Origin of the sequence: Motilimonas cestriensis (genome assembly GCF_021295315.1) — a bacterium.
GTDB classification, from domain to species: domain Bacteria; phylum Pseudomonadota; class Gammaproteobacteria; order Enterobacterales; family CBDFNC01; genus Motilimonas; species Motilimonas cestriensis.
The window spans coordinates 161,453-179,922 of record NZ_JAIMJA010000001.1 but is presented as its reverse complement, the minus strand read 5'-3'; the positions used below and the strand labels follow the sequence as shown (position 1 = coordinate 179,922).

At 42.9% G+C, this 18,470-nt stretch carries 15 protein-coding genes and 1 pseudogene; 7 read left to right on the top strand and 9 right to left on the bottom strand.

The features are described from left to right. Positions 1-113: 113 nt before the first annotated feature. A complete protein-coding gene (locus tag K6Y31_RS00795) occupies positions 114-1,319 on the bottom strand; it encodes a hypothetical protein (RefSeq protein WP_233050970.1) in 1,206 nt (401 codons plus the stop codon). Between the two features lie 436 nt (positions 1,320-1,755). Here K6Y31_RS00795 and K6Y31_RS00790 point away from each other — a divergent pair, with 436 nt between their 5' ends. Both K6Y31_RS00790 and K6Y31_RS00785 read left to right on the top strand, forming a co-directional pair. Further along, positions 1,756-2,223, top strand: coding sequence for a YehS family protein (locus K6Y31_RS00790; RefSeq protein WP_233050969.1), 468 nt, complete (start codon positions 1,756-1,758; stop codon positions 2,221-2,223). Positions 2,224-2,353: 130 nt separating this feature from the next. Further along, positions 2,354-4,138: a S41 family peptidase gene (locus K6Y31_RS00785; protein ID WP_233050968.1), complete on the top strand. Its 1,785-nt coding sequence runs from the start codon at positions 2,354-2,356 to the stop codon at positions 4,136-4,138. A gap of 75 nt (positions 4,139-4,213) precedes the next feature. Here the strand turns inward: K6Y31_RS00785 and K6Y31_RS00780 are convergent, their stop codons facing one another. Continuing rightward, positions 4,214-4,504 carry a DUF1244 domain-containing protein gene (locus K6Y31_RS00780; RefSeq protein WP_233050967.1) on the bottom strand — a complete coding sequence of 97 codons (291 nt, stop codon included), beginning with the start codon at positions 4,502-4,504 and terminating at the stop codon, positions 4,214-4,216. An 84-nt stretch (positions 4,505-4,588) separates the two neighbouring features. Here K6Y31_RS00780 and K6Y31_RS00775 point away from each other — a divergent pair, with 84 nt between their 5' ends. Further along, positions 4,589-5,041 (top strand): hypothetical protein, encoded by a 453-nt coding sequence (locus K6Y31_RS00775; protein WP_233050966.1) that lies wholly within the window; start codon positions 4,589-4,591, stop codon positions 5,039-5,041. Between the two features lie 178 nt (positions 5,042-5,219). On the opposite strand, the gene glpK is transcribed toward K6Y31_RS00775, so the two are convergent. Both glpK and K6Y31_RS00765 read right to left on the bottom strand, forming a co-directional pair. Next, positions 5,220-6,719, bottom strand: a complete 1,500-nt coding sequence (glpK, locus tag K6Y31_RS00770) for a glycerol kinase GlpK (protein WP_233050965.1) — start codon at positions 6,717-6,719, stop codon at positions 5,220-5,222. Positions 6,720-6,757: 38 nt separating this feature from the next. Next, complete coding sequence (locus K6Y31_RS00765; protein WP_233050964.1) at positions 6,758-7,606, bottom strand: MIP/aquaporin family protein; 849 nt, start codon at positions 7,604-7,606, stop codon at positions 6,758-6,760. A gap of 363 nt (positions 7,607-7,969) precedes the next feature. Between K6Y31_RS00765 and glpD the strand changes: the two genes are divergently transcribed. Next, positions 7,970-9,535 carry a glycerol-3-phosphate dehydrogenase gene (glpD, locus tag K6Y31_RS00760; RefSeq protein WP_233050963.1) on the top strand — a complete coding sequence of 522 codons (1,566 nt, stop codon included), beginning with the start codon at positions 7,970-7,972 and terminating at the stop codon, positions 9,533-9,535. A 283-nt stretch (positions 9,536-9,818) separates the two neighbouring features. Then, positions 9,819-10,583, top strand: a complete 765-nt coding sequence (locus K6Y31_RS00755; protein ID WP_233050962.1) for a DeoR/GlpR family transcriptional regulator — start codon at positions 9,819-9,821, stop codon at positions 10,581-10,583. Positions 10,584-10,762: 179 nt separating this feature from the next. Here the strand turns inward: K6Y31_RS00755 and K6Y31_RS00750 are convergent, their stop codons facing one another. Continuing rightward, a complete protein-coding gene (locus K6Y31_RS00750) occupies positions 10,763-11,671 on the bottom strand; it encodes a LysR family transcriptional regulator (protein ID WP_233050961.1) in 909 nt (302 codons plus the stop codon). Positions 11,672-11,795: 124 nt separating this feature from the next. On the opposite strand from K6Y31_RS00750, the gene K6Y31_RS00745 reads away from it, so the two are divergent. After that, positions 11,796-12,404, top strand: coding sequence for a glutathione S-transferase family protein (locus K6Y31_RS00745; RefSeq protein ID WP_232802581.1), 609 nt, complete (start codon positions 11,796-11,798; stop codon positions 12,402-12,404). Between the two features lie 302 nt (positions 12,405-12,706). Here the strand turns inward: K6Y31_RS00745 and K6Y31_RS22480 are convergent, their stop codons facing one another. Both K6Y31_RS22480 and K6Y31_RS22240 read right to left on the bottom strand, forming a co-directional pair. Continuing rightward, positions 12,707-13,270, bottom strand: a complete 564-nt coding sequence (locus K6Y31_RS22480) for a carbohydrate-binding protein (RefSeq protein WP_427901886.1) — start codon at positions 13,268-13,270, stop codon at positions 12,707-12,709. Positions 13,271-13,333: 63 nt separating this feature from the next. After that, positions 13,334-14,761 (bottom strand): annotated as a pseudogene (locus tag K6Y31_RS22240) (chitinase); the annotation flags it as partial. Positions 14,762-15,453: 692 nt separating this feature from the next. Here K6Y31_RS22240 and K6Y31_RS00725 point away from each other — a divergent pair. Then, on the top strand, positions 15,454-17,379 hold the full coding sequence (locus K6Y31_RS00725) for a methyl-accepting chemotaxis protein (protein WP_232802580.1): 1,926 nt from the start codon (positions 15,454-15,456) through the stop codon (positions 17,377-17,379). A gap of 235 nt (positions 17,380-17,614) precedes the next feature. Here the strand turns inward: K6Y31_RS00725 and K6Y31_RS00720 are convergent, their stop codons facing one another. Next, positions 17,615-17,926: a cupin domain-containing protein gene (locus K6Y31_RS00720; RefSeq protein ID WP_232802579.1), complete on the bottom strand. Its 312-nt coding sequence runs from the start codon at positions 17,924-17,926 to the stop codon at positions 17,615-17,617. A gap of 30 nt (positions 17,927-17,956) precedes the next feature. Further along, complete coding sequence (locus K6Y31_RS00715; RefSeq protein WP_233050960.1) at positions 17,957-18,421, bottom strand: GNAT family N-acetyltransferase; 465 nt, start codon at positions 18,419-18,421, stop codon at positions 17,957-17,959. Positions 18,422-18,470 lie beyond the last annotated feature (49 nt).

Sequence of the window (18,470 nt, the reverse complement as noted above, 5' to 3'; positions counted from 1 at the left end):
CATTTACAAACCTTAAATCACACTTGTTTTTGTTAAAATCGAGTAATTCTACAGCCTCAACGCCCGCTTAAGCGGACAAAAATTGTTGGTTATAATGTGCAGCGAAGCGGAACCTAACCAACTGTTTTTGTTCCGTTTAAAGCGCTTGTTAAATTTTTATGCACCGCTTGAAGGTGAGACCTAAAGCTTTGATAGCTAGAAGAAATAGTACATTGCTTTTTCTTTGCATATTCATCCATGAATATTTTTCCCAGTCTTTGTATTCTCATAATGTCACCAATATCAACTGGTGTATCCATTAGACTTGCATTGAACGCAGACTTTACGTGCCAATGATTTAATTTTATAAATGAAAATACTTTAAGCGCATGTTCTTCTGTATATATTTCTTTTGGCTCTAATTTAATAATGCTTTCTAATTGTGAGATATATTCATCTGAGTTCTTCATTAAATTATCATAAGCATTTGTATGGAATGAATTAATCCAATGAAATTGATTGGCTTCATTTATTGTAGCTAATATACCAAAGTTTAATGGTTCTACTTCAATTTCCCACCACTTACAAAACAGTGACGGATACAGGTCTATTTCGAGAATAGTATTTACAAAATTACATTCCGGTAGTTCAGCGTGGAAATTTTGAGAGAATTTCAGATCTTTGAGCTTTGCATAATCATTACAAACCTGATCGAGTAATTTAGTTGAAAAGTTACATATAAGTTTATAGACATCTATTACTTCATCAAAGGTAGTATCTCTGTTTTTAAATTTGACATGGAAAAACCAACGGCGTGTTATCCCTAAGCATTCCCATAAAGCACTATGCTCAAGATCCATAAATGCAATACTTTGGAATACCAGAACATCATGAAATAAATCATTAGTATTTTTGAATGCTAAATCCCATGAATATTTTCCTGGCTTTTCATGATCACCTATTCCGATTTTTTGTTTGTATTCTATTTCTGATTGCACGCGATATAAGCCCATCGAAAGAGATTCATTTGGAAAGACCAAGGATTGATGTGCACTAGTATTTCTAAGGTTTTTTAATATTTCATATTCATCAATATTAGATTCCCTAAAATCCTTCACGGAGTTTCTTAACCAATCAGGGCTATTTTTCATCGCCGTTTCAACAAAAAAAATAGTACTTTTTAATAAGTTGTTTAACTCTAAAATGAATTTTTTAGGATTATGATAACTTATATCCATGTTGATTTTATTATCGTTCACAACCTCTATGTTCTGAACAAGTAAAGGTTCTTCACTATGCATAAGTTCAAAAAATGGAGAACTATTGGCGATTTCGAACATACATGCCTCAAAAATTTAACAGCGTATTATACGGAATTCCGTATAAATCCCGCACGCTAGCGCACGAAAACCGTCATTCCGTAAAAAATAAATTAATAATATTCAGCCAGTTAAATGCTCTTTTGCTTTCCGTAACAAGCAACACAGGGGAAAACAAAGCGAGAATTCATTTAGCGCGCCAAATTTGGCTCGCTAAATTTTATGGCTTACTTTTTTTGCCATTATATATCAGCTAGTTAGAAATTTGTTGTGAACAAAGCGAGAATTTTTTGAAAAGTTTATCGAGCCAAATAGCAAAAGTGCCATTGCAACTGTATGGATATACAGCTTTTATCGCAGTCCCAACGTAGCTGTCACTGGCAAGCTGTGCTCAATTGCTCCTCGATAATACAAGGCTTTTGTGGTAGTTTAGCCGCCTTAATTTTCGGAGTGTTTTATGATCCATAACCTTGTTTTACGTCGCCTGCGTTACGCGTTGAATTTAAAAGAAACTGACATGCAAGCGATCTTTGCTTTAGCTGGCCATAAGATCAAGCCATTTTCCATTAGCTTGTTATTGAAAAAAGAAGATGAACAAGGCTATTTAGAGTGTACCGACGCGGTGCTCGAAAAGTTTTTAGATGGATTAATTATTCAGCGCCGCGGTGTACGTGAAGGGCAAGCGCCTGCACCCGCACAACGTATGAATAACAACTTGATTTTGAAGAAAATCCGTATTGCGTTTGAATTAAAAGAAGACGACTTACTCGACATTATGGATAAGGCGGGTTTTGCTTTATCTCGCCCTGAGCTCAGCGCGCTGTTTCGTAAATATGATAGCCGCAACTACAAGGCGTGTGGTGATCAATTACTGCGTAACTTTTTACACGGCATTTGTGAGCATTACCGACCTAAAGCGGGTTAGCCAGTTGAACTGACACTATTAAACATAGGCTACTTTTATTTTGTGAATGATAGCTTGGTGAGTTAATCAATTTGTTCTAAATCCTGGTTTTTGTTATATTTCGCCCTATTTTTAATAAGTTAGGGCGATTATGAAAGTTAAACTCTATGTTTTGACTGCCTCCATGTTACTAGCGGGTTGTGCTAGCACTGCTCCACCTTCTACACCCCAGAAAAGTTATCAACTTGATCGACCTGTTCAACCTTTAGAGCAGTCTTTACCTCGTAACTTAAATACAGGTACTAACCGAACCGCTGAAATTGTTTCGGCGCAACGTATCACGGAAATTTTACAGCGTGCACATTTAAGGCCAATAGCTGTTGATGCTCAATTATCACAACATATGCTGAATGGATTAATTGCCGGTCTTGATCCACAGCGAATCTTCTTTACTGATCAAGATGTGAGTGAGTTCCGGTCTAAAAATGTCCATTTTGCGGAAGAGTTTGCAAGTGGTGGCATAACTAGGTTGATTCAAAATACACGCGAACTATTATCGATTAAACAAAATCGTTATGAGTATGCCAAGTCGCTGTTAAAGCAGCCCAGTAAAGTGAGCTTAAAGGCTCCTTCGCGAGATAGCTCTCAGAGTATTTCGCAAAATTACCTTATTGCATATTGGAAGTATAAAAGCCAACAAGATTTAGCTGTGATTGAAGATCTTCCCTATAAACATCCGCTAACTGTATTGCAACAAAGGTATCAATACCAAATAGACAAAATTGCAAATTTGTCAGATTTTGATGTATTCGAGATCCTCGCTCATCATTACGTGGTGGCTTATGATCCTGCGAGTAACTATTATCCAGCTCGTTTTCACACTTCATTAATAGGAATGGGTGAAGAGGCGTATGGTGTTGGTTTAAAAGTCGGCAGTGGAGCTAAAATAACCGATGTGTATTTGAGCTCTCCGGCAGCAAATGCAGGAATTGAAGCTGGGGACGAATTGTTGGCGATAGCACAGTCAGATTTTGACTATCAAGACATTATTGGTCGTGATCCTCTTGATATTCTTAGTTTATTAAATGGAGCGTTAGGTACAAAAGTTCGGCTCTTATTCGAAGAGAAAACTGGCGAAATAAAGCAAGTAGAGTTAACAAGGAAAAATATTAAACAGCAGGCAATCAGTGTGGAGTCGCTTAAATTTCCAGATATGACACAACGTGTAGCTGTACTTAAAATTAGTTCGTTTCCAGTCGACGTTGCACAACAAGTCGCAAGCGAATTAGCAGGTATCAATGCGAATGAGATTCGAGGTTTAATTATCGATTTGAGGGGCAATGAAGGTGGATCTTTAAGAGAAGCCACAAAATTAGCAGCTTTATTTCTGCCTGATGCCGAGGTTTTTCAGATTCGCAGTCAAACCAATAGGGTTAATGTCGAGCGGACCGAGTCCACTCACTCTTTATCCTTTGAAAAGGATATTATTATTCTCACCGATGCTAAAACGGCAGGCTCTGCCGAGCTCTTTGCTGCAGCGATGCAAGAGCATGGACGAGCAATCCTTGTTGGTCACACCAGTTATGGTATGGGGCTAGTGAAAATGGCGAGGAAACTTAAACGAATTTATGATGTAAAGGATTTCGAGTTTGGTACTTTACAATATAGTGTTGGGCAGTTGTATCGCTTAAATGGTGATAGTTTTCAGTTTAAAGGCGTGAAGCCAGACATTCTTATCGCTAATCAACCAACGAAACCTACCCCTTTGGCTAACGCTGTTGCGTGGGATAAAATACCATCAAGAGATATATCGAAAGTCAGGGATCTTAGTGAGAAGGTGCAAAAACTTAGACGAGATTTTCACAATGAAATTTCAACCGCTGAAATAAATGGTGATTCTCTATTAAAGTTATCTGCTGAAATGTTGAACAAGTAACCGTCATTTTCTTGTTGGTGACGACTTGGCACCAACAAGAAAGCCGTGTTTCAATTTAGTGATAAATTGGTTCAATTACTTTTTCTTGGCGTTAAACGCCGCCATTTGCTCATCGGTAGCGGGCAGCTGGTGCTGCTCTTTCCATTGTGAATAGGGCATTTTGTAAATCCACTCTCGCGCTTCATCATCTGTTAGCTCAACATCACGCGCTTTCGCTTCTGCAGCTATCCACTTACTTAAGCAGTTACGACAAAAGTCAGCCGTGATCATCAAATCAATGTTTTGCACTTCTTTATGCTGGTCTAAGTGAGCCAGTAGGCGGCGAAAGGCGGCGGCTTCAAGCTCGGTTTTGGTGCTGATATCCATGATAGAACCTTGTTTAGAATGGGTTAAAGATTGCTGCAGCAATGCCGATAACGAGATTAAGTATTCGTTATTTTATGGCACATTATGAACATAACGCCGCAACGCGATGGGTTTGATGTTAATCCATCCCTAGTTAGGCCACAAGGGCCGACTGAGGTAAAGGAAGACCGCCTCGAGGGCGTGGATCATCCGCCACCACCACCGCCGACTGGTGATACGGTCAGCATTTCGCCGCAAGCGCGTGAGCTGCTGGCAAAAGAGCAGGGCGGCCAAGGGCCAAATAAGCCAAAAGTCAGTGATGAATTAAAAGAGCAAATGCTTAGCCAGCGCCAGCAAGAGCTAAGTAAAGGCAGTAAAACCAATGAAGATGTGAAGCAAGAGCAGATTCAAGCGACCAAAGATGAAATAAAGAAGGTAAAAGAGGCGCTGCAAAAAATACAGCATGAAACCAGTGAAATGGCTGAAAAACAACGTGACCAGTTAAACTTGGCGTTGGTGCAGTTGAATACTCAGCTGCTGGAATTGATGCGCAGTTAAACCCTTATTAACCTCAATTCTGGATCAGCAAAATATACTTTATCCGATTGTAATAAGCTTAAGCAAAACTGCGGGTTATTATTAATAATTGCGGTGATTACCCCAAGCGCAACACTTAGCGATGGCTTGGGGGCAGAGGCGTTGTTTGCCTTATTATGGCTAACTTCTTAACGATAGGTTATTCAGTGATCCAACCTTTGGCACATTCAACCGCACGTTTCCAGCCATTATGGCGGCGTTCACGTTTGCCGTCGTCGGCACAAGGTTGGAACGAACGATCCAGCACTGATTTGTGTTTAAGCTCTTCAATGCTGCCCCAGAAACCCACCGCTAAACCTGCGAGATAAGCAGCGCCTAATGCCGTTACTTCTGTTACCACTGGGCGCTGAACTTCGGTGTTTAACACATCAGACTGGAACTGCATTAAGAAGTTGTTGGCCACCGCGCCGCCATCCACTTTTAGAAAATCGAGCTTGATACCTGAATCTGCCTGCATTGCGGAAATAACATCTAATGATTGATAGGCGATACTTTCCAATGTGGCACGGATTATGTGATTGCGGTTTACCCCACGGGTTAACCCAACAATGGCACCGCGGGCATACGGGTCCCAATGTGGCGCGCCAAGGCCAGTAAATGCTGGCACCACATAAGCGCCATTTGAGGTGTCTACTTTAGTGGCAAAATATTCGGTGTCGGCAACATCGCTAATTAGTTGTAGCTCATCACGCAGCCATTGTACGGATGCGCCGCCCATGAATACAGCCCCTTCTAGTGCATAGCTTACTTCGCCTTTTGGACCGCAGGCGAGGGTGGTTAATAGGCCGTTTTTGGAGGTAACTTTCTTATCACCCGTGTTCATTAATAAGAAACAACCTGTGCCGTAGGTGTTTTTGGCTTGTCCGGCTTCTACACACATTTGGCCAAATAAAGCCGCTTGCTGATCCCCTGCAATACCGGCGATTGGAATACGTGTGCCGCCTTTACCACCTATGTTGGTTTGTGCGTATACTTCCGATGATGATTTGACTTCTGGCATCATGGCGCGAGGAATGGCTAATGCATCAAGTAGTTTGTCATCCCACTCTAGGGTATTGATGTTAAATAGCATAGTACGGCTGGCATTGGTTGGGTCGGTGACGTGGGTACGACCTTGGGTCATGTTCCAAATCAGCCATGAGTCCACGGTGCCGAACGCTAATTCACCTTTTTCAGCTTGCTCACGCGCGCCTTCAACATGGTCTAAAATCCATTTTACTTTGGTGCCGGAGAAGTAAGGGTCAACCACTAGGCCGGTATTTTCGAGAATGTAATCTTCTAAGCCTGCTTGTTTGAGCTCTTCACAAATGCTGGCTGTACGGCGACATTGCCAAACTATGGCGTTATAAATGGGCTTGCCCGTTGCGCGGTTCCAAACAATGGTGGTTTCACGTTGGTTGGTAATACCAATGCCGGCGATCTCATCAGAATGCAAACCTCCCTTAGCTAACGCTTCAACCAATGTTGAGCTTTGTGACGCCCAAATTTCTAATGGATCATGCTCAACCCAACCTGCTTGCGGATAAATTTGGGTGAATTCACGTTGCGCGCTACAAACAATATTGGCATCACGATCGAGTACGACGGCGCGAGAGCTAGTTGTGCCTTGGTCTAGAGCAACGATATATTTCTTTTCCATGATAATGTCCTATTTTCTTTAATTGTAGATCGTGATGTTTATGCGTTTGTTGAAACTTGTGGTGCATTTTCAGCGGGTTCATTTGCTGTTTGCTCGTCATTGGTAAGGTAAATACCAATCACTTTAGGGTAAAGCCAGCCGCCGAGTGACGCGCCCATGATGGGAGCTAAAATGGGTACAATGAAATACGGAATGTCTTTACCGCCAGTCAGGGCGATGTCACCCCAGCCAGCTAGGTAGGCGAAAAATTTTGGGCCAAAGTCACGCGCAGGGTTCATGGCAAAGCCGGTTAGTGGACCCAACGAGCCACCAATTACCGCGATTAACAAACCAACCAGTAACGGCGTGGCGGCACCATTGGCTGCGCCGTTGCGATCATCCCCTAACGCTAAAATCACAAACATCAACACCGCAGTGATCACTAATTCTACTGCGAAGGCCCCGCCAAAGCTGAGTAATGGGTTGGGGTAAGTAGAGAAGATCCCCGCCAGCGCTAAGCTTTCTTGGCTGCCTCGTACCATGTTGTGAGTGAGTTCATAGTCAATAAATAAATTACTGTATAAGGCATAGACCAGTGCCGCGGCACTAAACGCGCCCAGCAATTGTGAACCGATATACGGCAGCACTTTACGTTTATCAAAACCGTGGCTTAACGTTAATGCAATGGTGACGGCTGGGTTAAGGTGAGCGCCAGAGACACCACCCGAGCAATAAATAGCCATCGCGACACCCACGCCCCAAATAATGCTTATTTCCCACTGGCCAAATGTTGCGCCTGTTAACACTAACGCAGCGACGCAACCAACACCGAAAAAAATCAGTAACCCAGTACCGATAAATTCTGAGAGGCATTCTCCGAGCAATTGTTTTTCATTATTTGTTCTCATAAAAATTAACCTGTTCGTTGTTTTTTGGAAGATTTCGAACGCAAAGTTACAATATGTTTACAAGTTGTAAACATAAAACAATCAAAAATGTGCGTACGCTCATAATTTTAATGTTTATGTTCATTATCGAGCCTTTTGTTGTCTATTTTATGCACTGTTTGGCCCTGTTTATACGATGGGGAGAAAAATGCAAATAGGCTTATATATGCTGTTTTTGATTAAAAACAGTGTCTTATATTGAAATGGTTGAATAATGTAAATTAATTAACAAAAAATACACTAGACTTAATTGTAATTTTCGGTAGATTAACCACAAATGCTCGAACGAACATTAAAAATTACCAATTCGAACAGAGGTTGAAAATGAACAAGCAAGAAAATGTGAATGATGTGTTAGATCTGATTATTGTTGGTGGTGGGATTAATGGCGCGGGCATTGCCGCCGATGCTGCTGGCCGACAGTTAAAGGTCGGTTTATATGAATCAAGCGATTTTGCCTCTGCAACCTCTTCTGCTAGCTCAAAGTTAATCCATGGCGGCTTGCGTTACCTTGAGCATTATGAGTTTCGCTTGGTGTCTGAATCCCTTGCGGAGCGTGAAGTCTTGCTTAAAAAGGCGCCGCATATTGCTAAACCCATGCGTTTTCGTTTGCCTCATCGTCCTTTTTTACGCCCGGCGTGGATGATCCGTGCGGGCTTATTTCTTTATGATCACTTAGGCAAACGTACCACCTTAAAAGGCAGTCATGGCGTTGATTTTCGCCAAACCAACGTACTTAAAGATGAGATGGTAAAAGGCTTTGAGTATTCTGATTGTTGGGTAGATGATGCGCGCTTAGTGCTGCTGAACATTCAACAAGCAGAGCAACATGGCGCGGAAATCAAGAATTACTGTCATGTTGAAAAAGCGGAGCGAGTAGGAGAGCTTTGGCAAGTTACGTTATTAGATAAGCGCACCAACACGCGTTTTCAGCGCCAAGCTCGCGCTCTGGTTAATGCAACTGGCCCTTGGGTGCGCAGTTTTATTACCGATAATATGGACGCGAAGTCACCCTACGGTATTCGTTTAATTAAAGGCTCACATATTATTGTGCCGAAGATCCACAATGAAGAACAAGCATACATCTTGCAAAACGATGACCAGCGCATTGTGTTTGTGATCCCGTATCTTGAAGATTACTCGTTGATTGGCACCACCGATGTCGAGTTTAAAGGCGATGCCAGAAAGGTTGAGATTGATCAGGAAGAAGTTGATTACTTGATTAAGATTGTTAATAAGCATTTCATTCACCAAATTAAGCGTGATGATGTGGTGTCGAGCTTTAGTGGTGTTCGACCATTATGTGACGACGAGTCTGATTCACCTCAAGCGATCACCCGTGATTACACTTTATCGCTAGAGCAAAAAGGGGCTGGTGCACCACTGTTGTCGATTTTTGGTGGCAAACTCACCACTTACCGTAAACTAGCAGAAGCGGCGATGAAGCAGCTGGCGCCTTTCTTTCCGCGTATGGGCGGCAGCTGGACAGCTGACTCGTTACTCCCTGGCGCGCAAGGCTACGATGAAGCTGCATTAAGCAATCAGTTACGCCAGCAGTGTGCTTGGTTAAGTGATAAAACCATTCGTCGTTACTGCCAGTTGTACGGCACACAGGTAAATACATGGTTACAAGGGATAACTACAGAGGCGCAAATGGGGCAGCACTTTGGTCAAGGCGTGTACCAATGTGAAATTGATTACCTAATCACAGGTGAGTATGCTTTTACTGCACAAGATATATTATGGCGCCGAACAAAACTTGGCATTATCTTAAATGCGGATGAGCAAAGCTCCGTGAGCAACTATGTTGCGCAGCAGTTAGGGCGAACCCCTAAAGCGCAATCTGCTGTGGTTCAACCCTTGTTCGAAACCAATCAAAAAGTGGGTTAGTTGTACTAACTCAGACTTGCTCTGACAGTTACCCGTTTTCAATCGGTGACTGTCAGTTGCAATTTAAGCTAAATTTTTTTCAGCCCAAATCGATTTACCATCCAGTAATACTCCTAGTGGCGTTCAGCCACCGCACATTTGGCCTTGATACATTCGCTAAGTTAGTGGCATATCCTGAAGTTGTTTGGATATAAGAAGTCGTTTGGGTATAAATTGCCTTTTATTGCGCTTATCACGTAAACTAATTGCCACTCAATAGGGCTGTTGGATATAAGGAAAGAGCGTGAAGGCGAGCGAAAGACATGGAAAAATCATTGAGATAGTGAAAGCTCAAGGTTATGTCAGTACGGATGATTTGGTTGCGATGTTCGAGGTGAGCCCGCAAACGATTCGCCGTGATTTAAATGAACTCGCTGATGCTAATAAAATTCGCCGTAATCACGGTGGTGCCACTTTAGCCAATAGCGCTGAGAACTCCCCTTATAGCGCACGAAAAATCATGAACCAACATGAGAAGAATCGCATCGCGCAAGCCTTAGTCAAACACATTCCCGATGGCGCCACCTTATTTATTGATATTGGTACCACGCCAGAGGCGGTGGCAAGAGCGTTGCTTGAACATCACCAGCAACTTCGCATTGTTACCAACAATATCAATGCGGCCATTATTTTAATGAATAAGCCTGACTTTAAAGTGATTTTAGCCGGGGGCGAAGTACGTAACCGAGATGGCGGCGTTACCGGTGAAGCTACGCTCGATTTCATTTCTCAGTTTCGTTTAGATTTTGGCATTTTAGGCATCAGTGGCATTGATTTTGATGGCTCGTTACTCGATTTTGATTATCACGAAGTACGGGTAAAACGCGCGATTATTGAAAACAGCCGCGCGGTATTTTTAGCGGTTGATCATTCAAAATTTGGCCGCAATGCCATGGTTAACTTAGGTACGATTAAAGATGTTGATTTAATCGTGACCGACCAAACACCACCAAAAGAGATAGATGACTTAATAAAGGCATCCGGCATCCAGTTGCAAATTCAGCAATAGCGGGTTGTTGTACATCACCCGAGTTCTGGCTAAGCAAAATAGTATATTTCCCCTGCAAAAACGCGGTGGATATGTCCCTATACGCTTTGCGTTTTCATCCCTGAAAACGAAATTTTGCAGTCAAAATATACTTTATCCACTCGTAATAGACTTAAGAAAAGCTGAGGTTACATCCTTTTTTAATGGTCAGGGCGGATATCTCTTTGGCCAAAATGTGTTCGAATAAAGTCAATAAAGCAGCGCACCTTAGGGGATAAAAATTGTCGGTGTGGGTAAACCGCATAAAGACCATAGGTTGACGCGTTATATTCAGGCAATACTCTTACTAGCCTGCCTTGATTAATGGCAGGCTCTGCTAGGAAGGTGGGCAACATAGCGATGCTTGCGCCAGCAATAGCAAGTGAAGCGATCGAGCTTGAACTATTAATCGTCATCCTGCCCTTTACATTGACACTCTCTGTTTTGCCATCTCTATCGGTTAACGTCCATCTGTGAGGTTGGCTATGGTTACTGTCTATCAGGCAGTCTAATGTTGCCAGATCGGCAACGGCTTTGGGGGGATTTATTTTCGCTAAATATTCCGGAGCGGCACAAAGCATGAGCGGCAGTTGATTGATTTTTTGCGCGACTAAGCTGGAGTCTGCCAAATGGCCGATCCGAATGGCCAAATCAATACCGCTAGCTAATAAATCCACCTTTTTGTTGGTTAGTAGAATATCTAACTCAACCTCAGGATACATTGCTAAAAATGTTGGCAGTAAAGGGGCGAGTAAAGTATCGCCAAAAATAACTGAAGTGGTGACGCGCAGTTTACCTTGAGGTTGATGTTGGGCATGTGTGGCACTGGCCTGCATTTTTTGGTAATGCTGCAGCAGAATAAGTGCTTGTTGGTAATAATCTTGACCGACAGGGGTTAAAACCACTTGTCGCGTGGTGCGATTGAATAACCGCGTACCAAGCTGAGCCTCTACTTGCCCCACATATTTACTGACTAACGCTTTAGATATATCCATACGCTGGGCTGCGGCGGTAAATGAGCCCGTTTCTACAACAGCAACGATGGTGTTTATGCCCACTATAGTATCCACTAGATCACCAATTAGAGTTATTGTTAACTATTTGTTGATAGAGATTCTACGTTAAAATGGTTTTTCTCGTCGCAATTTTTTCCCATACTGCATTTGCTTAGTTATTTGAATTAAAGGAAAAAAGATGACAAATTTAATACTCCATAGCCATCCTTTATCGGGCCATAGCCATCGTGTGGCGTTATTTTTATCAATATTAAAATTGGACTATACCTCTGTAACAGTGGATTTAGCTAAGGGCGAACAACAACAGCCGGCATTTTTGCAGCTTAACCCGTTAGGACAAGTGCCAGTACTACAAGATGATAACGAGATAATAGCTGACTCAAATGGGATATTGGTCTATCTAGCCCGTCAGTATGATGAGTCTGGTCAATGGATGCCACAACAGCCGATAGAGCAGGGGCGAGTTCAAGGTTTTTTATCCCTCGCTGCTGGTCAGCTAGCGAATGGTCCCGGTGCGTTAAGGCGACACAAGTTATTGGGGGTAGCAATTGATATCGATGCTGCAATGGCGACGAGTGAGCAGTTATTAGCTTATTTGGAACAGCATTTATCCGGACGCGATTGGTTGGTGGGTAAAACTCCGACCATTGCGGATCTTGCGATCTATACCTATACCAAGTTAGCACCGCAAGGAGGAATCAATTTAGCACCATTCCAGTCAATTAACCTTTGGCTTGCTCGGGTTGAAGCGCTTGATGGGTTTATTGCGCCAACTGAAATTAAGTAACCTGAATATTGGATAAATGAAATAGTATGCTTTCCTGCAAAAACGCTGTGAATATGTCCCTATAAGCTTTCCGTTTTCATCCCTGAAAACGAAATTTTGCCGTCAAACTACTTTATTTGGCTGCGTTACGCTGAAACAGGGTAGAGGTTAAGTAGCGAGCGTAGTAAGTACTAAAGCAGAGGTGTTGACTCGGCTGTTCCTTTAAATGAAGCCGATGAAAGATAACCGACACTATGATAAAAAATAGGAGACGCTAGCGCCTCCTATTTTTGCTACTTAGTTAAACTGAGGAAGAGGTATGTTTACTTCTTCCATACACCCCATGGGCCAGTTGTCGTTGGGTTTTCACCGCGTGTCCACCATTGAGCAGTGTAAGTTACGCCATTAACAACCACTGTATCGCCAGTGTTGTAAATAGTGCTTTCACTCCAAGTGGTATCACCTGTTGGTGGCGCAGTAGGTTCTACTGTAGGTGCTACCGTAGGCGCTACTGTTGGTGCAACGGTTGGTGCTACTGTTGGAGCTGAAGTTGGCTCAGCAGTAGGCGCAGCTGTTGGTTCAGTGGCAACTCCACAAGAAATTTCTTTCCAGAACCAGTTAGTAGCAACCGGTGATTCCCAAACGCCTGGGTTGTTTTGTGCTACAAAACATTTACCTAGGTGGGTTACTTTATCGCCGTTGTTTACTTTAGTTGAACCCGCTTTCCAAGTGATAAAGTCACCCGCTGGAGGCTGAGTTGGTTCAACCGTTGGTGCTACAGTAGGCGCTACCGTTGGCTGAGGTGTCGGCGCCACAGTCGGTGCAACTGTTGGTGTTGGAGTAGGCGCAACAGTTGGCGCTACCGTTGGTTTAGGCGTAGGAGCCACGGTTGGTGCAACAGTTGGCTCTGCAGTCGGTTCAGCTGTTGGCGTTGGGCCTTGGATTTGCTTCCATGGGCCACCTTTACTTGGCTCATCACCTTGAGTGTACCATTTCGCTTCGTAGGTACTGCCCGCATAGCTAACTTTGTCGCCACCAGTGTAAACTTTACTTGCGTCCCAAGGTGACACGCCGCCTACAGGAGGCTCAGTTGGCGTTGGTGTTGGATCAACAGGCCCGTCAATAACACGGACTTCTGGCCAGTTGGCATGAGACTCGTAAAAGTTAGTCACACACTTCTCGTAATCACCTGGTACCAGTGCAGAGTAAGCGGTTTGGAAACCAACCAATTCACATTCAAATGATTGGCCACCTGGGCGATCGTTGTAGTATTTCCAGTTACCGTCCCAGTTAGTGTAAAGCACGTCAGTGGCGCCGTTTAGGTTTAAGCTGCCGTATGGAAGTTGTTGGTAACAAGTGTTTTTCTCGTCATCTTCGATTGGGATTTGATAATGTGAAGACAGACCTTCCCAGTAACGAATACGGTTAACTGGCTGACCTTTATTTTTGTTTTGCTCGCCACATTCAATACCACCGTTGATCACGTTGATAGTGGTACCGAAACCGTAACCAATACCGGCATCTAATTCACGTTGTGATGGTGTCCAAGTACGGTCAATAACGTGCAACATGGCTGGTTTTGGCGCTTGTGGCGTTAGGAAGAACCAAATAGCAGAAGCTAAATTCAACCAAGAATCAGCGACTAGGCCTGGGTTATCAAGTAGTACGGTTGCATCGCCATCGTACATGACTTCAGAGAATGCGCCGTAGTTAAAGTGGTATGAAAGTTGTTTTGCACCGCGACCAAAGTAGCCTTGGCCTGCAGCACATGGCCAACGTTTGTTTTGCCAATCATTTTGGCCACAACCCGTGGTGTAGCCCGCTTGGCCTTCTGACCAACCCATTTCACGAACGTGTACAAGCGCTTGTTGCCACTCTTCAAGACCAAGTGGGTTGTCCCACGTATTGTCTTTGGCAATGTGACCACCTGTTTCTTGTGAGAAGTGAGCAAATGCGGTGATGATAGATTTCTTACAAATGGCATCTGAATCACGGCCATCGGTGTACTCGCCACAAAAGGCTGGGAATTTACCAATGGCACGTAGGAAGCGGGTGTAAGTGTATTCAGGAGCAGCCATGCCCGTTAAGAAGTCCCACTCAGCTTGCGGGAACACGCGCTCAACACGTTTAACGTTTTCAGGGTTACTGGCCGCACCTGGCTCAATTGCTTCAACGACCGAATTTGGACGAGTGCGTAGGGCTTGTGCCCAAACATCGTACATAGGGTTCATTGTTTTCGCGTCTTCAGCGGCTTGAATTTCTGCTTTAGTAACAGTGTAACCCGTTGGGTTGAGAGGGTCTGGCTGAGGGTTCATGGCGTAGCTATTTGCTGCAATACCGCAGCCAACCATTACGGTTAATAGTTTAAGCTTAAACATGTTATATCCTTATTAAATTACCCTTACGGGTAAGGTCCATGAGTGACCAAATACCGCATGTTAAACAGTACTTGGTTGATATTAAGCAAGGAAGTGAAAGACAAATATGGAAGGGATACAACATGAAAATTGCACAATTGGATAAACTATTCCTTGTACTATGAATCACCCCATCCTTGGTGTCTTGAAGGTTTAATAGTCAATCAATCCGATTGAAAGACACTCACCTCCACATCACAGCATCACTCGCGTAATAGGGTAACTATAGAGCGCAGGAGTTATCGGGCGCAATATTATTTTTTTATGAGTTTGAACTAGATCTTATTTGTAACCCAAATTCCCTGACTTTATTTTTAATTGACCAGTTACTTTGGTTATAAAATCTTCTATGGTCGGTCTTGTTAGCTTATTAAACTAATGGGTTTATTGGTATTAGTTTAATCTGGTTAATCAGATTAATTTCAAGGGATCATTTTTCTTTTTTTGCTGCGTTTGACTATGTTTGATATAGCAACATCCTTCTTACTTTAAATGGATATAAAGCTCATTTTGCAAGTGGGAATCATTAAATTGACTAAAACATCATTAAAATAGGCTGGTAATTTTACCTTTTACCGAGAGCAGGCTATTAAGTCTCCCTTTCTTTAAAGGTATCCTATACGCCCGCTTGTAAGATTCAATTAAGGTCCGTTATGCTAACAAAAATGAAGCAATCTCTGCTGGTACAAGTTCTTTTTGCTGTGTTCGTTTTGGTAGCATTACAAACCTACAGTTCTATTTCTTTTACTGAAAGTAGCGTGTCAAATCTTGTGATTGATTTACATCGTAAGTTGACTGATTCCTCTGAAGCACTTGAACAAGAGTTGGGTAAAGCAAAACTTGAGAGTCAGCACGCTTTAACAGCCATGGCGCAAGACACTCATCAAGCATTAAGCATGAGCTTGAAACAGCAGCTTAGTGAAAAACAGCAAAGTATATCCCAACTGCTTGACCATAATGCTAAAGCTAGCGCTGATGGAATGGCGACCATGCTGGCCTCTATTTCACCTTTAGCGATTGTTGACCGTGATATGCCTAAGCTAACTGAACTGGTGAAGGCCGCTCACCAAAACTCTAGTGTCGTTTTTGCTACTTTTTATGACGATAAAGGGCGCTACCTGACTCGTTACCTTAACAGTGCTAACCCTATGGTTAATCAATTGGTTAATGAGGGGCAAGGTAACCGTAGAATGGAAAAGCTGTTAAATGGTGCGCAAAATAACCCGAATATATATTTGGCACAAACAGACGTTTCTTACCAAGATCGTGTGGTCGGTAAGTTAATTATTGCGCTGGATAAAAGCTTACAAAACAAAGAAATCGAAAAAACAGAAGTAGAGTTTAAACAGCTCATTACCGATAGCGCGGCGCAAGTAGAGCAAATCATTACGCAACAAGCGGTGATTAACCAGAATAAGCTCGAGGTTAGTTTTACCGATGTTAATAAAAGTAACCGTGAATTAATCCGAGAAATTGATGATGAAATGAACCGTGCATCGAGTGGATTGGTCATTAATTTAACCTGGGTTATGGTGGTGCTAGGTGGCGTCATGTTAGCGGCGTTATCGTTTATTTTAGTCAACCGCATTATTTCAAAAGTGAAAGTATTAACTCGTGCGTTGGCTAGCCTTGCCAAGGGGGGCGGGGATTTAACTCAGCAAATAGACATTCATAGTGAAGATGAAATTGGCCTGATGGCGAATAGCGTGAATGAATTTTTAGCGAAAACGCGCTCCCTTATCATTGATGCTAATCAAGCAGCAGATAATACGACCAATCAAGTTAGTATTATTTTATCGAGCAGCCAAGATGTCGATCATGCAGTGCAGCGTCAAAAACAAGAAATTGCTCATGTCAGCACCGCCATGGCTGAGGTGACGCGCGCGATTGAACAAGAAAGTGTGAGTATTCAAGCGGCCTTAGAAAATATTGACAGCGTTAAGTCAGACTCACAAGACAGTGGTGTCATTGCGGCGCAAGTGACTAAGCAAATTAGCCAATTAGTGCAAAAAGTGGACGATGCTAATCAACGCGTCACTAATTTTGATTCACTTAGTATACAGATTGGCAGTGTTTTGGATGTGATTCAGGGGATTGCAGAGCAAACTAATTTATTGGCACTAAATGCCGCTATTGAGGCCGCACGAGCCGGTGAAAGTGGCCGAGGTTTTGCGGTAGTGGCTGATGAAGTAAGGGCGCTGGCCAGTAAAACCCGTGAATCAACAGAAGAAATTCAATTAAGCATTGAACGATTACAGTCGGAGTCAAAAGGGTTAGTGGGTGTGATTGAAGCTGCAGCTAACGATGCACAGCAGAGTATGAATGAAATAGGTCGCTCAGACGCCATTCAACACAGTTTACGCGATGCCATTCAAGGCTTGTACGACATGATCAATTCCATTGCCGCCATGGCCGAGGAGCAAACTGCCGTTGCCAGTGAAGTTAATGCCAGCACCGACAGAATGAACCAAGAATCTGAGCAGTCGTTACTCGCCGTGGCGCGCTCCAGTGAAGTGATTGCGCAACTGCAAGCTCTTTCAGCCGATTTGAAGCATACTATGTCGGCGTTTAAGGTTTAGTCGTTGATTAACAATGAACGTTCACAGCTTGTTAGCGCTTAAGGGGCTGCAAGCTGATGGTGTAAAATGTAAAGCGGCTTTTTCTTGGTTCAGTCGCTTTCCATTTAGGTTTTAATCCACAGTTCTGCTAAGTTAAACGATGCTTATCATCCGATACAGCAGTTCGCGATAACTCGGGTCGTAACCTGATATATTCGCAACTGATAGGGCATAACGTTTGTTTCACCCAATAATGTTACACGCTGCCTTCAGACTCCACGACTAAGATTCTGGCTTCCCCCCGAGGATGTGCAACATGCTCGGTTCCTATCGTGGCATAAAATATATCGCCCGCCTCAAGAACACTCGATTGTTCAATGCCGTTTTCTTTGAAAAACATTTCAACAATACCATGTAGCACAACAAACACTTCTTCGCCATCGTTGATGTGCCACTTGTAAGGTTGATCTGTCCAATGCAATCGCGTTGTAATTCCCTTCATATTTGCGATGTCTTTTGCCCCCCAAGGGCGTTCCGATTTAAAATCTTTACTTCTGATTATTTCCATAATTCTTCCAAATTATAAAGAGCGGCTAGCTTAATGAACTGATTTAACCATGTATAAACAATTTTCTAATGGCATTTCATCAGGATAATCAGTAAACGAAAATCCAAATTTTTCGTAGGCTTTTATGGCTTTGGCATTATGGGCTAAGACAAATAATGAGATGTCATTTACCTTTAGTTGCTTTAAACCTTGCTCACTTAAATGAGACATCAGTTTTGCTGCTATACCATAACCTCGAAATTTCGGATTCACGATCAACCTACCCAAATGGCACTTATTTAATCGTTGGTAGTATTGTCCAAAGGCTAAAAACTCAGATCTATCGGATAGTAGGGCATATGAACTGAGCTTGTTCAGGTTTAGATCATCTGTAAATGAAGCTAAATTGAACGGATACCTGAAATTTGGCCCTGACCATTCTGTGAGCGTTTGCTGATTGGAAAACCAACTCATCATTGCAACTAGATGCTGCTCTGTAGGTTGAACTAATTGCATATTAACTCCCCCGAAGTTGCTCTCTGTTAATGAAGTTTTTACAACAGGC

Excerpts from the sequence above, each read along its gene's own strand:
- K6Y31_RS00790 (WP_233050969.1), top strand. The coding sequence starts at position 1,756 with ATGATCCATAACCTTGTTTTACGTCGCCTGCGTTACGCGTTGAATTTA.
- K6Y31_RS00765 (WP_233050964.1), bottom strand. The coding sequence starts at position 7,606 with ATGAGAACAAATAATGAAAAACAATTGCTCGGAGAATGCCTCTCAGAA.
- glpK (WP_233050965.1), bottom strand. The coding sequence starts at position 6,719 with ATGGAAAAGAAATATATCGTTGCTCTAGACCAAGGCACAACTAGCTCT.
- K6Y31_RS00795 (WP_233050970.1), bottom strand. The coding sequence starts at position 1,319 with ATGTTCGAAATCGCCAATAGTTCTCCATTTTTTGAACTTATGCATAGT.
- K6Y31_RS00785 (WP_233050968.1), top strand. The coding sequence starts at position 2,354 with ATGAAAGTTAAACTCTATGTTTTGACTGCCTCCATGTTACTAGCGGGT.
- K6Y31_RS00725 (WP_232802580.1), top strand. The coding sequence starts at position 15,454 with ATGCTAACAAAAATGAAGCAATCTCTGCTGGTACAAGTTCTTTTTGCT.
- K6Y31_RS00775 (WP_233050966.1), top strand. The coding sequence starts at position 4,589 with ATGAACATAACGCCGCAACGCGATGGGTTTGATGTTAATCCATCCCTA.
- K6Y31_RS00745 (WP_232802581.1), top strand. The coding sequence starts at position 11,796 with ATGACAAATTTAATACTCCATAGCCATCCTTTATCGGGCCATAGCCAT.
- K6Y31_RS00715 (WP_233050960.1), bottom strand. The coding sequence starts at position 18,421 with ATGCAATTAGTTCAACCTACAGAGCAGCATCTAGTTGCAATGATGAGT.
- K6Y31_RS00720 (WP_232802579.1), bottom strand. The coding sequence starts at position 17,926 with ATGGAAATAATCAGAAGTAAAGATTTTAAATCGGAACGCCCTTGGGGG.
- glpD (WP_233050963.1), top strand. The coding sequence starts at position 7,970 with ATGAACAAGCAAGAAAATGTGAATGATGTGTTAGATCTGATTATTGTT.
- K6Y31_RS00780 (WP_233050967.1), bottom strand. The coding sequence starts at position 4,504 with ATGGATATCAGCACCAAAACCGAGCTTGAAGCCGCCGCCTTTCGCCGC.